This window comes from Affinundibacterium danionis (genome assembly GCF_042432465.1).
Taxonomy (GTDB): domain Bacteria; phylum Pseudomonadota; class Gammaproteobacteria; order Burkholderiales; family Burkholderiaceae_D; genus Undibacterium; species Undibacterium danionis.
On the sequence record NZ_JBHLXJ010000009.1, the window covers coordinates 317,382 to 331,016 of the forward strand.

The following is a 13,635-nucleotide window of genomic DNA, read 5'->3' on the forward strand; positions in this document are numbered from 1 at the left end:
GATGGATTATATGCATGAAATGAGTCTGCTCGCATGGTGTGTCTGTGCAATCGCAATATTAATTACGGGTATTTCTAAGTCGGCGTTTGGTGGCGCTTTAGGCGGAGTCGGCGTACCTTTAATGACACTATTTTTGTCGCCTCGTTTAGTCGTCGCGGTACTCCTTCCGATACTCTGCGTGATGGATGTATTTGGCGTCAAAGCCTATTGGAAAAAATGGTCAGTCGCAGAGTTAAAAGTTATTTTGCCAGGCGGAATAGTCGGCATTGTTCTTGGCGCGTTTGCGATGGGTGTGTTTTCGGATAAGCATATCAAAGGCATGATAGGCGTGATCGCGGTAGTGTTTATGTTGGACAGGATGTTTCAACTGCGACAGCGGCTGCGCTGGCATCATCAACCCGGCAAATTATTTGCACGCGTGTGTGCCATGGTGTCGGGTGTGACCAGTACCGTCGCACATGCAGGGGGCCCACCGATCTTGGTGTATTTGATGGCGAAAGATTTGGCGAAGGAACAATTTGTTGCTACCACCGCCGTCTTTTTCACTGTGGTGAATGCAGGTAAGTTAGTACCTTATTTGGCACTAGGATTCTTCACTGTAGATAGTTTGCAAATCGCTGCTTGCTTGGCGATTTTTGCACCATTGGGGGGGTGGATGGGTTTGCATGTATTGCGGGTGATTCCCGAACGCTATTTCTATTCTCTGGCGACAGCTTTGTTGGGGATTTCTGGGATGAAGTTAATCTACGACGCGCTGTGAATTATTGCAGATCAGTTCTACTGCGTACTAAACATCAATTGCATCTTCATCATTGAACCGCGTGCTGTACACGGTTCAACGACATAGACAAATTAAGCTGATAAAGTTTCGGTATAAGTTTTACCGTTAATCTGAATATTTTCCAATTGTAGATTCTGCACATGATGCAAGAACCACGGTGTGCTTTGATTGCGCACCGTACCGAAATCGCAATGACGGATGCTGACGTTTTGTATGGGCAAAATGGCTTGCTTGGTCTTGCCGTTATAACTTGATGCCACAGGGCCTAATAAAACGAAAGCTTGATAGGCTGAATAGTTGCCACCGTCGATACTCACCGTGCCGACTTTTACATTCGAAATATGAATGTCGGAAATCACAGGTGGACGAGTGCGAACGCTATCATCCGCTGGTGCGTAATCGCAGTCGATAGTAATCACCGCACCCGCGCTAGAAGACACTGTTTGTAGGGGAATTTGCGAATCCGGCAAAGGTTTGTAGAAACCCGGCGTAGTCTTTACCCCATTCGGTATCGTGATGTTGCGCACATAGAAGTGACGCAAAAATCCACCGCGATTCATATTGGTTTTCATGCGAATCGCTGTATTTAAAGCGTCCTTATCCCAATGCATATTGCGGAAGTCTAAATCTTGCGCGTAGACGTGTTCGATACCCGCAGCCATTTCACTGCCAAGCGTTACAGCGCCATGGCCGCTATTCATCACACAATGCTGAATCACGATATTGCGCGTAGGCCCAAACTGCGTATCGCGGTTTTTGCCAGATTTGATCGCAATACAATCATCGCCTGTATTGAAGGTGCAATGATCGACTAGCACAGTGTCACAGGCTTCTGGATCAAAGCCATCGCTATTGGGACCCATGCTGTCCATATTCACTTTGCTGATCAGCACCTTGCGGCATTTAACCGGATGATGCAGCCAGAATGGTGCGGCTTGGATTTTGTAGCCTTTGAGCTCGACATTGGTACAGCCTATTAGCTCTATCATGCAAGGACGAAGATAATGGCCGACGCCAAAAATACGGCCAGAAGTGGGGATGCCAATTTCCGATAACACCGGTAAAAAACGCGAGTCAGTACGCCATTTATCGCCCACACCTTGGACTAATTTTTTTGCATCATCACTCAATGCAGGAGCCAGTTGATCTAAGGATTCTGGATTGTTCGCATTGACATTCACTTCGGAAAATTGAATGGGCTTTTTCGGATTTTTGCGGCCTTTCCATTCCCACCAATTTGTACCGTTTCCTTCAAATCGGGCTTCAAATGGCGTACCGCCTTGGCCATCTAAAATACTCGTCCAATCTTCGCCCGTGAGCGCAATATTGTTCTCACCATAGGCGTACACCATAGGCGAATAGTTCAAGCAATCATTGCCTTGCCAACGTGAGATCACCAGCTTGCCATTTTTGCCGCAATCGATATCGCCGTACTTGGCGTAATCGGCGGGATTCGCGCTGAAGAACACATGCGCGTTCGCCGCCAAATGTAGATGCACATTCGAACGCAAGCGTATAGGACCTGCGCAGTACCAATTTCCCGCTGGGATGATAACGCGCCCGCCTCCGGCTTTATTACAGGCTAGGATCGCTTGATTAATCGCATCGTAGTTATCGTGCGAGTCGGGTTTGGGTGTTAGCACTTCGCCTTCAATCGCGCCTTCTGTATCAGAAGCAATCTGTGCATTGACGGTGATGACCTCACAGGTCTTTGCGCCAAATTTGGTAATCGGAAAATCACGTTTGGCGAATTTGATAGGCTTGGCAAATTGTTTGAGAATTTTTTCTGCACGTTGCCACGGGTCGCTTTCTGCCGCAGTGGAGAGTTGCGATAGGCTGAATGCAGGGATGCCGAACAAGCTGGTGGCGGTAGAGTAGCGCAGTAATGCGCGGCGTTTGATGTTGAATGTGGATGTCATAATTTTTGTCTTTTGCTTGAAGAAAGAATTTAAATAAGGCGTTGTGAAACCCTTGAACAAATAAAATAGTGTAGGGCGGGTGCAACCCGCGCCGTTTATTAGTTGAGTACCTGAGCAGTGCTGGTGCTCAATGGTCTAGCGGCGCGGGTTGCTCCCGCCCTACGAATGCTTCAATTTCTATCACGATAAAAATCGTTTATTTCTTCCCACTGCTCAAATTCACTTTAATCGGATCTTGATAACGCGCAGCCATCTTGGTCAAATACGCATCCCACTCTTCTTTGGTTTTAATATCACCCCAACGTTCCCAAATCGCACCAGCGTAATAGGTCATGGTTTTACCGCTATTCACAGGGGCTAAAATTAAGTGATTTAATTGATCTTCGGTGTAGTCCGTTGCGGTCGGTAGAATAATCGCGGTACCAAATGCGCCCTTAGTCGTCTGCTGTATCCATTGCGACAGCGAAGTTGATTTTAGATTTTTTTCTACACTGATCTTGGGTTCCTGGCCTTTGTCGGAAGGTGTTTTATTTAAGCCCACTGCCGCGGTTAATTTAGCATCGCCCGCATACTGAAATGTACTTTCTATCTTATCGAGATAATGTCCCGCATCGACTGTAAAGCGTTTAGTTTCGGTGATCGCTACGCCTGCTGCATCCCAGCTTTGATAGCTGAGTTCAAATACCGTGCGCACTGGGCCATTCGCTAAGATTTTCCATTTTTCGTAATTAATGCTAGTGTAAAGTTGCTTGCCATCCCAGATGCCTGTGCCACCGCAGCCGCGCGATTTGCCGACGTTGTACATGTCTAGGCCTTCACCCTCATCTTTGTGATAATGGTCGTGCCCTTTGTTGTACCAGCGATCGACGATAGGGTAGGGGACGCGTTTAAACCAAATGTCTATGCCGCTAGTGACTAGAACTTCTTTGGTGACACCAGCAGGCGCGGGAGCCGCTAAAGCTAAGCCATAGGTGCGATGTCCTATCTTATCATTTTCCCATGCAAAGTCGTCGAGCCGTTCTGGCACGTGGCGACCGAAGGCTTTTGTTTCAAATACAGGTGCGACCGTGTCGATTTTTTCTATGGTGAATTCTGCTGACTTTTCACCCGCCGCAAAATTATGTTGGAAGATCAATTCACCGTAAGCGATTCCCACGCCTTGAGGGTCTTTCGCTTGCGGTGCGACATTGGTGACTTGATAGGGCAATACTTTGCCGTTTTTGTCCTTGACGGCGATTCTTTGTATTAGTGCATGCGGTAGGTATTGGTTAACTTGTGACCATGGGATAGTAATCGTCTCAGATGGGCGTGCATCCGCTAACTGATGACTGACGGTAACGTGTAATTGTTCTTGTGCATGAGCGTTTTGACTGGCTATGCTGAATAAGCTGAGCGGCAATAAGCCTAGGCTTACGGCGAGAGAAGTAAAGTGGAGTCGCATTAAGTGTCATCCCAAAAATGTGAAAAAACCTGTCACATCTTTATCTCGATGTGACAGGCACTTTAAATTGCGTGGTAATTAATGATGCTCACGGTAATCCGTCTTATCCGAGCCTGTGGGTACGTAATGATAGGTTCTGACTTTATGTTCGACATTGAAGGCTGGATTCTTCAACATCTGTAAAATTTCCGCACCTGCCATCAGCGTGGGACCGTAACCGTGCAAAGCTTCTACGCTGGTCGGACGGTGATAGTAGTAGGTTTGATCGCTGGCGAAGGTGGTTCCTACGCAGATACCTTCGATCTCCCCTTTCTCGGTAATACGAGTGGATAAGCCCGCCCAGCCCGCCTGCGCGATTGAGCCCCAAGTTGTTGGGCTGATCCAGCCTTGATTAACTGCATGCGCAATCGCATACACAAACATGGCGCTGGCGGAGGTTTCCAAATACGAATCGTGACGATCTATCATTTGATGCCACAAACCCTGTCCGGATTGTTGTTCGGCGATCCCTTTTAAACTTAGGCGTAATTGGTTCAAGACTTTAGGATAGCCAGGATGGTCTTTCGGTAAAACATCGAGCAAATCCGACATCGCCAATACTGCCCAGCCATTCGCGCGTGCCCAATAGAAGCGTGGTGCATCAGGATTATTCGCATTCCAACCGTGGGTATAGAGATTATTTTGCGGATTGAACATGTAAGCGGACATTTGCAATACATTGCGTACTGCATCATCAAAATATGTCTTGTCACCTGTTAAACGACCGATTTCGGCTAAGGCCGGAATGCCCATATACATATCATCCGCCCATAGAGAAACTGCTTGCGGACGTTTGCGTGCCAGCGTGCCATCACTTAAACGAAACTGTTGCTTACTGACCCAATTGCTGCAGGTTTGTATCATGTCGTTTAAATCTGGTCCGATTTTTGCGAGTCGCACGCGTATTAATGCAGCACACATGGAGCCAGCGTCATCGAGCGAACGTGGATCTAAAAATCGCGAAAAGCTATTGCCGCGTTCCAGATGAAACTGGTCTTCCTGCGCTTTAAAATAAGGCTTAGTCTGCGCAAAGAAACTAAGGTGACGCTCTGTCATATCGGTAAAGCGTTTGTCATTGGTGGCAGCGCGTACTTTCAACAGACCAGAATGAACCACGCCCATCTCGTACACCATGATGCCGTAATCGCCTTTGCTAGGTTCAAAGATCGCTTCCTTGATCGGCTTTTTAAAATCCGTGATGATAGCGCCGGTTGATTTATTAATCACGCGCGTTGGTGTGGTGGACTCTAAGTAAGTGCGAATTCTATGCAAAGCCTCAGTGACTTCTTTCGCGACTGGCTTTTTGTAAGGGACTGGATAGGTACCTTCGCCAGAGTCAGCCAGATTCGGATTGTCGGGATTACGGAATTTGCCGCCCTTATCATCTGCTATTGCAGCATTTTGAATGAACAAGGTGCATAGCACGGTGCACAGAATTTTGGCCTGAAGTTTCATAGTCGTCTCGAGTCTGGTTTTAAATTCGATGAAATATTTCAATTTGGTCAGACCATTCTAATGTGGTAAGACCAAATATGCAATGTGGACTAGCCGAATTTGTGTTTTTGCAGAAGAATATTTTCAAATAAATATCTGATATTTAAGCATGAGGTCAACACCTACCAAGCAGCATGATAGTTAATTTGATTTATGGGGGCGAGTATTATGATTCTTGACTATGCTTAGTCACCAAGGTGATTAAATGAATGTTGAGTGTTCATTTTAGCCAAGAAGATGGTGAGGCTGATGGTGGCCATGCAGGAGGCCGAGAGACTTGCAGTGTTAGCTGAATAGCAGTGCAATAGAGCGTCGTAGTGCTTTGTGTGTTGCGTGCTTGTCAAAAGTAAGGCGCTTCTAAACAAGGTTTCGCCTCAGCAGCTCACATAGATATAGCGATGGGAAATGGCACGTGAATAAAGTTCAGTCTAGCGAGTCAAACCGATTTCCCAGTTGATAAAGTCGGTTAATAGAAGATGATGTTAGTGGGGGAGATATCCGGCTGGCTAGCATATTACTAACCAGCCAAATATAGATAAGCCTGCTATGCCCAGTTCCGGCCGAATAACTATGGTGACCGGAATGTTCATACAAAATATGAACTTAAGCAGGATGTATTAAGCAGGGTGCGCCTGCAAAATTTGAAACAATTGATCTTTCAGTTGCATACGTACTTTTTTCAAAGTTTCTAAGGCGGCATCACCTAAATGTTCTACACCATTTTCTGCACGATTGATGGCTTTATCAGTGTCAGTGTAGTCATTGAACAATTTGGCAAAATGCGCGTTGGCTAATTTGAGCGTGTGTATGGTGTCTTTAAATTCTGGGAATTCAAGTGCCAGTGGGTGATGTTCAACTTGCATAAATAAAGCTCCTTTAGAGAATAGATACGACCAAATCGTATGCCAACGATGATAGGTCTATTTGCCTAAAGGAGAGCTGATCTAGATCAATTTGCGCTTTACTTTTTGCCGTGATGTAACCAAGGTAACATGAGCTCTGTGGTTTCGGCGGCGATATCGACGGAGGCCTCGGATTGATTGGCTACTGCGGCACAGATCGCTTCGATTAGGCAGAGGACGATACCTTCAGAGTTGAATTGTTGTTTGGTCTGGGCGTATAAAGTGACGTTGGCGATAGACGCGACTGGCGAACTGGGTCTGTCGGTTAGCGCCAAAATAGGAACATGACGTTTTTTTGCCTGACCTACCAAGGTCACCACATCACTAGAGTAACGTGGAAATGAAATGGCGATGACCAAATCACGTTCGGCGAATTTATACAAAGTACGTGACACTTGTGCTGGCCCGCCTGTACCCACATTGGCTTGTACGCTGTCGCAATAGTTGGTGAGCGCGTGGCACATAATGCCGCCCAAATAGGCGCTGGCGCCGTAGCCTATGATGTAGATACGCTCGGCATTTAAAATCATTTGCACAGCGCGATTACATGCATCTGGCCGAAATTCACGACGAGTTATTTCTAGATTGGCGATATCATCAGACAGCGAGCGGGTGATGATGTCTGTACTGCTCGATGCGCGACCTATCTCGGAACGTAAGCCTTCAATCGGTGCCAACATGGTTTCGAAGCCTGATACGAGTTCGGCACGAAACTGAGGATAACCGTCAAATCCTAATGCGCGGGCAAATCGATTTGCCGTTGCGTTGGAAATGCCTACCGCATCGGCTAATTCGTCGATGGACATAGTCGCAGCTCTGAAAGAGTTGGCAACGACGTAATCTGCGGTGATTTTGTGTGACTTGGATAATGCGCTGTAATGTTGACCTATGCGCTCGTTGATAGACCCCCCCTGGGTCAGCTTTTTCTTTGGACTCATTATATTTTTAGTGATCTTGCTGTCATTTTTATGGCCGATGATCTTTGTCATTTAGGCTGGAAATTACTGCTACATTGTGACTGTTTTTAGGCTGAAACGTACAGACTGCATCATTAATGATTACAAAGAATCACCCGATTTAGTCTAGCTTTAGCTCAGCTAGCATGGAAAATACCACAGGAAACCAACACGATCAATGATTGCCGCAAAATCTTGACCAGCACCTGTCTCATGTGTGTGGATAGTGTCTCAAAAGGCCTGCTACAAATGAAAAATGGCAGCTCACACTGCCATTTTTGTTCGTTCTTTGAAACTGTCGGTTTTGGGAAGTTTTATTCTTCGCGCAACCAGGTCTGAGTGCGACCAAACATCGGCATGCCGATATAACCACGAACTTCTAATTTTTTATTGCTGTCGATGAGTTTTAATTTGCTGCTATAAAGTTTGCCATTAGCTGGATCAAGGATCTTGCCGCCACTGTATTCATCGCCGTCTTTTTTGATATTGAATAAGATGGTTAAACCAATTAAAGGCAGGTCTTTATTACTGCCTTCGCATTTATCGCATTTAGGATTTTGATCCTGATCAGCATCGCGGAATAATTTTTCAATTTTGCCTTGAAACTCACCGCCGGACTCTTGGATGCGCACCAGAGATTTTACTTTACCCGTCTTGTCGTCTATCGTTTTCCACAAACCAGCGGGGGAATTTTGTGCTGCTGCAATTTGTACTGCTAACAGGCTCAGTACAGCGATACTAGATTTGATCAAGCTAGATTTATTCATGTTGTCTCCGATTTTTATAAAGAGGGAAAAAACTGCTGTTGGATTGTACGTGCAGATGTTGTGAGCGCGTATGAATTTACTAGAGTGCCAGCTTTAAAAGACCCAATTACAACAAGTAGGTGGTCTAAATTTTTTGCCTCGTAGTTTTAGGAAGGTATTTTTAAGCTGTCGCTGAGTCGAACTATCGCGGTTTGAGAGCGATAGGGTGAAGGCAGAATTAGGGAGAAAGCGCGGTAAAGACGCCTCCAGCCCGCGAACGAGAGAGGGCTGGGGTAAAAGGGGTTAAGTAAGCCAAAGCGTCATTTTTGTGAAACCTCAAAGTGCAAATTGACGAGCATCGCGTCTGACTCAGTTGTTCTGAATTACGGCCTGTAACTGTGCTTCTAACTTATCAAAGGAGCCTGTCCATCCTATCGTCATGCCAGCGCGTTCTTTCATAAACGCCTGTAATTCTTCTATAGTAAGCGCTCCATGTGGCTCCCAAGTCACAGTCACGCGAGTGCTGTCTTCGGCTTCTTCAGTAAACTGTACCGTCGTTAGCATCGTCTCAGGCCAGACCGGTGCCATAGGATGACGTGCGATATTTTCGTACTCATCGCAAAATTGTTGTGTGTAAACGAGTCGATATGGTTTGTCCATTTCGAGATAGGCGGCACGTCCATACATGGTTATATTATTTTCGCTACTGCCTTTCGTCATCTTATAAAACGAACTACCACCAACCCGAATGTCGGCGCGAATAAAGGACATCGTAAAACCAGTCGGGGGAAGCCATCGAGAAAAATGTTCTACCTTGGTCCACATTTCGTACATGACATCAATCGGCGCAGCAAAACTACGATTAATGACAAAGCGTTCTTTGTGCTCTATTTGTTCCGCGAGATATTCCGCAAAACGATCCCAAGTTGCCTCGCCACCTGCTTGCTTGATGAACTTGCGAGTTTCTGTAGCGGCTTCTGCTGTCGCCAAAGCCATCGTCATTTCCATCTGAGTTTTTTTACCGATGGTGGTGAATAACACGGTTACACGAAATAGTGGTGGACTGATCTCGGTCGCGCCGTGGTCATATACGAGTTTTTTGTATGGTTCGATCTCGTAGTAAGTCGCGATATTCGGATAATCGGTACCATCAGGGCCGTGCATGGTGTAATGCCAAGCGCCACCGACGCGTAAATCTTTGCTGTGCGTGGTTAAGGTAAAACCGCGCGGCCCCCACCATTGCGCAGCTTGTGCTGGATCGATCCAAGCATCCCACACCAACTCAACAGGTGCGTCATATACACGCACAAGGTAAATCTCATTTGCTTTTGGCTGCGTTAGCTGTGCTGGTGTTTTTTGATTTGCGGACATTCTTTTTACCTTTCTTTTCAGCAGTGACGGTTTGTAGATAGAGATCAAGACGATCAAAACTTTGTTCCCAAAAAATGCGATATTGCTCCACCCAATCTGCCGCCACCTTTAAGGCTTCGCCATTGAGTTTGCAAGGACGACTTTGCGCTTCACGCGTCTTGGTAATTAACCCCGCGGTTTCTAAGACTTTCAGATGTTTGGTGACCGCAGGCAGGCTCATCTCATTCAAAAAGGGCTGAGCCAATTCCGATACCGTCGCGTCTCCTTGAGTAAGCTGTGCCAAGATAGCCCGTCGAGTCGGATCGGCGAGCGCAGAAAAAGTGAGACTGAGTTGATCTGTCATGATGCATTAATAATAAACTAATTGGTTAATTAACCTATTGGTTTAATAATAGTTTGACTTAGTAGAGGCGTCAAGGAGATTTTTGCTAGGTAAAGATGTGCTTGATTCCTCTCTACATTCCTTTATCACCTTGGCTAAAGATATAAAAACAGCGCAGGTCATTTTCATGTTGTTCATTTAAATTGTAGAGGAGCGCCAATTTGAGTAATTCGATTCGCACCTGCTTGTGGTTCCGTGACGGACGCGGCCAAGAAGCTTCAAAGTTGATCCAAATCAAACTTGAGCCAAAACTAAGCATTTGGCTCTCAAAAAACGACAAATTGCGTTTGCCAGCATAAATGTCAGTGACGCAAAATTGCTGCAGGTTACAATGTTGTTTGACGAAAAAATCCGCCTTTTCAATGCAAATTCCAGAAGACAATAATCCGGTATCGGTGTCGAATCATCAGCCAGTGGCAGAGAGTGACAATGCGCAGCTCATGCGCATACTCGCGCGTATTGGATGGGCGACCCTGATTCTTTTGACCTTGATTGTGTTTGGTACGATAGGTTTCTATTTTTTTAGTGACCGAAGCAGTTGGGAGAATGCGATCTATATGACCTTGATCACGATCTCGACAGTTGGCTATGGTGAAGGCGTACCGCTCACTTCGTTTGGTGCCAAAGTCTTTGCGGGCGTGATGAGTATTGCTGGCTTGGGTGTGCTGACCTTTTTATTTACTAGCTTGACGGTATTTTTTCTTGAAAAAGATTTGGATTATTCTCTGCGGAGACGGCGAATGGAAAAACGTATTAGAAGATTGCGGCAACATTTTATTGTTTGCGGCTTTGGGCGAGTCGGACGCAATGTGGCTCATGAGTTGCAAAAGACTGGACGCCAGTTCGTGGCGATTGATCCTGAGCAAAACAATTTCGACGAATATTTAGATAAGTTTCCTGACCTGCTGTATCTAGCTGGTGATGCTTCTGACGACGATCTTCTCATTGATGCGGATATCGGCGATGCACGTGGCTTGTTTGCCGTCACGGGTGATGATTCACGTAACTTGATGATCATCATCACGGCCAAGCAATTAAATCCACGTTTACGTATTGTGGCGCGCGCGCATGAACTACGGAATGTAGAAAAAATGCGTAAGGCTGGTGCCGATGAAGTGATTAGCCCAGACTTCACCGGTGGCATGCGCATGGCGTCGGCAATGGTTCGTCCACATGTGGTCAGTTTCTTGGATGAGATGTTGAAGTCTGAGAAAAATTTGCGAGTTGAAGAGGTCGTGACACCATCGGATTTTCCTGCCACTGCGATGGGCAAACTAAGGCTGCGTAGCCCAGACTATATTTTGATCGCAGTGCGTGCAAGGAACGATTGGACCTTTAACCCTGATGATCAATATCTACTGCGCGCAGGTGATGTGATTGTAGCGATGACTAGCGCAGAAGGACGTGCTGAGATTGAACGGCATTTGTTGGATATGATTTAAGAACGCCAAAGACTTTCACTGGTACCAGAAAATGCAGGGCGGGTGCAACCCGCGCGCTTCATAAGTCGATTAACCAAGGCCAACATTGAGGCGGCGCGGGTTGCACCCGCCCTACAGAATCACATTCCTAATTTGTGATCAAAAACAGCTGAACAATAGCGCAAATACTTACTCAGTTTGAGCCATATGCGCGCTATGATTTTGCGGTATCAAGCTGCAGCGATTTACCAAGTAAAATCATCCGGAATTTTGTAGTCAGCATACGGATCATCCACATCAATTTCGTCAGATGTTTTCTTGACGCGCACCACCAAAGATTCGTCGCGTTCAGCGATTTTATCAGCGACAACGCGTGGCACTAATTCTACTTTTCCATCGATACACACAATCACCAGTCGACCTGCGGTCAGATGCCCCTGTACCTCTGCTGACACATAGATTTTGTCGATCTTAGTACCGTGTGTGTAGTAATAAGTAATGTCGCCATTACCTTTGCTTTGGCGATTGGCTTGCACCATCTGTACGATTTGTGCAAACACCGCTTTTTGCGCCGCTGCCGCGTCGCGTTGTGCATTCAATTCACGCGCACGTTCCGCATTCTTTTGTTGCGCTTCCAGCGCAGCGACCCGCGCCTGATCGACAGTTTCAGTTCCGGTACGACGTTCCACTTTTTTCTGATTGACTTTGTCGTGATGCAGTTGCTTGGCCTTACCTTTATTGATTAAGCCGGCTTTGAGGAGTTGATCTTGCAATGAGGCCATAATAAATTTCCATGAAATAAGTGCTAGCGATCTTAGACAGGTCTGCCGATCCGCTGAAGGGCGTTAGGATAGCAAAGTTTTGGGTTCTGTGGCGTTTCGCGATGATGTCACCACGCAAGTCGGGCGCCATCCATGCGGTTTATTCGCTGGGCAAAGATGTACAATGATGCGCGGTAGTGGAAATTCTTGAATGTTGGTGGTTGACAGTTTGTCCCCTTCATCATCGAACGTTTTTTTGAACAGAAACATCTAGTCATCGTGCGGAAGATAAATATGAAATTACTCTTACAGACATTGCTGATTTTCAGTTTTACTACCTTGAGCCTACTCTCTCGAGCCGATGACTTTTCTGACGGTGTCATTTTGTATGAACAGCGAAACTTTCCGGCAGCAGCCGCTGCATTCAAAAAAGCTGCAGACAAAGGAAAACCCGATGCGCAGTTTAATCTTGGTCTGATGTATTTAAAGGGTGAAGGTGTCGAGCAAAATTACGTCGAGGCGAAAGCGCTATTTGAAAAAGCAGCGCAGCAGAATAATGTGCGAGCGCAGGTCAATCTTGGCCGCATGTACGCAAAAGCCAAGGGCGTCGCGCCCAATTACGGCATGGCAGTCTATTGGTTCAACAAGGCAGCAGAACTCGGGTATGCCGACGCGCAATATAGTTTAGGCGTTTTATATGTCAATGGGATAGGCGTTTCGCGCGACTATGATAAAGCACGTGATCTATTTTTAAAGGCGGCACAGCAAAATGACGCCAGCGCGCAATATCAACTTGGCCTCATGTACTTCAAAGGAAAAGGTGTTGCGATCGATAGGGTGGCGGCTCTGAAATGGCTTATTCTTGCAGGTGACTATGATGATGCAGTGACCTATCGCACCTACGCAGAGTCGCAGATGAGTCCGAAAGAAATTGAGGACGCTAAGCTGCAGGCAGTACAGGCAAAGTGAACTACTAATTATCTACGGACGTTATGTGCCCAACCGAGTATAGACTTAGTGCTACAAATTGCCTTACACCAAAAGAATATAGCATCTACGCCTTATAAACGAAAAAAGCCTATGAATAGAATTCTTATTAAGCGTATTGGTGTAATAGCACTCATGTGGTTTTTATTTTTCGTCGCTTTTTTATTTAGAGCAGAAATACTGCCTAAGAGTTGGCACGACGGATTCTAGTTCCTATTAATTGGCCCACCATTATTCGTTCTGGGAAGTTTGATAAGTGAAATCATTGGCATTAGTTTGAACTCGGTGTTTTTTTCTGCTTACCTGGCCTGCGACGAAAATCTGAGGAAATCGCATTCCAAACGAGAGATTAATCATTCTCGATGCGTAGAATATTCTGGGCCGTTTTATATTTAATTTTCATGTTTATCTTTTTTGGCGGTATTGCTTGGTTGT

12 protein-coding genes are annotated in these 13,635 nt (G+C 46.1%); 3 read left to right on the top strand and 9 right to left on the bottom strand.

The genetic code is table 11. From position 1 onward, the window contains the following. Position 1: 1 nt before the first annotated feature. Positions 2-760 carry a sulfite exporter TauE/SafE family protein gene (locus tag ACFFJH_RS09615; protein WP_390211951.1) on the top strand — a complete coding sequence of 253 codons (759 nt, stop codon included), beginning with the start codon at positions 2-4 and terminating at the stop codon, positions 758-760. 92 nt (positions 761-852) lie between these two features. Here the strand turns inward: ACFFJH_RS09615 and ACFFJH_RS09620 are convergent, their stop codons facing one another. From ACFFJH_RS09620 to ACFFJH_RS09655, 8 genes are all read right to left on the bottom strand, one after another. After that, the gene (locus tag ACFFJH_RS09620) at positions 853-2,700 is read right to left on the bottom strand and encodes a glycoside hydrolase family 28 protein (protein ID WP_390211952.1); all 1,848 of its coding nucleotides are present in this window, start codon (positions 2,698-2,700) and stop codon (positions 853-855) included. 196 nt (positions 2,701-2,896) lie between these two features. Continuing rightward, positions 2,897-4,141, bottom strand: a complete 1,245-nt coding sequence (locus tag ACFFJH_RS09625) for a DUF4861 family protein (RefSeq protein ID WP_390211953.1) — start codon at positions 4,139-4,141, stop codon at positions 2,897-2,899. Positions 4,142-4,219: 78 nt separating this feature from the next. Continuing rightward, positions 4,220-5,635: a glycoside hydrolase family 88/105 protein gene (locus tag ACFFJH_RS09630; protein WP_390211954.1), complete on the bottom strand. Its 1,416-nt coding sequence runs from the start codon at positions 5,633-5,635 to the stop codon at positions 4,220-4,222. 656 nt (positions 5,636-6,291) lie between these two features. Continuing rightward, the gene (locus tag ACFFJH_RS09635) at positions 6,292-6,537 is read right to left on the bottom strand and encodes a YdcH family protein (RefSeq protein ID WP_390211956.1); all 246 of its coding nucleotides are present in this window, start codon (positions 6,535-6,537) and stop codon (positions 6,292-6,294) included. Positions 6,538-6,635: 98 nt separating this feature from the next. Next, positions 6,636-7,514 (bottom strand): MurR/RpiR family transcriptional regulator, encoded by an 879-nt coding sequence (locus ACFFJH_RS09640; RefSeq protein ID WP_390211957.1) that lies wholly within the window; start codon positions 7,512-7,514, stop codon positions 6,636-6,638. A gap of 332 nt (positions 7,515-7,846) precedes the next feature. Then, positions 7,847-8,299, bottom strand: a complete 453-nt coding sequence (locus ACFFJH_RS09645) for a DUF2147 domain-containing protein (RefSeq protein ID WP_390211959.1) — start codon at positions 8,297-8,299, stop codon at positions 7,847-7,849. Positions 8,300-8,647: 348 nt separating this feature from the next. Continuing rightward, a complete protein-coding gene (locus tag ACFFJH_RS09650; RefSeq protein WP_390211960.1) occupies positions 8,648-9,649 on the bottom strand; it encodes an SRPBCC family protein in 1,002 nt (333 codons plus the stop codon). Then, positions 9,597-9,992 (bottom strand): ArsR/SmtB family transcription factor, encoded by a 396-nt coding sequence (locus ACFFJH_RS09655; RefSeq protein WP_390211961.1) that lies wholly within the window; start codon positions 9,990-9,992, stop codon positions 9,597-9,599. Before ACFFJH_RS09655 ends, ACFFJH_RS09650 begins: the two co-directional genes overlap by 53 nt. Before the next feature lie 401 nt (positions 9,993-10,393). On the opposite strand from ACFFJH_RS09655, the gene ACFFJH_RS09660 reads away from it, so the two are divergent. Next, positions 10,394-11,473: a potassium channel family protein gene (locus tag ACFFJH_RS09660; protein ID WP_390211962.1), complete on the top strand. Its 1,080-nt coding sequence runs from the start codon at positions 10,394-10,396 to the stop codon at positions 11,471-11,473. A gap of 224 nt (positions 11,474-11,697) precedes the next feature. Here the strand turns inward: ACFFJH_RS09660 and ACFFJH_RS09665 are convergent, their stop codons facing one another. Further along, positions 11,698-12,234 (bottom strand): DUF2058 domain-containing protein, encoded by a 537-nt coding sequence (locus tag ACFFJH_RS09665; protein ID WP_390211964.1) that lies wholly within the window; start codon positions 12,232-12,234, stop codon positions 11,698-11,700. Positions 12,235-12,507: 273 nt separating this feature from the next. Between ACFFJH_RS09665 and ACFFJH_RS09670 the strand changes: the two genes are divergently transcribed. Continuing rightward, positions 12,508-13,182, top strand: coding sequence for a tetratricopeptide repeat protein (locus tag ACFFJH_RS09670; protein WP_390211965.1), 675 nt, complete (start codon positions 12,508-12,510; stop codon positions 13,180-13,182). Positions 13,183-13,635 lie beyond the last annotated feature (453 nt).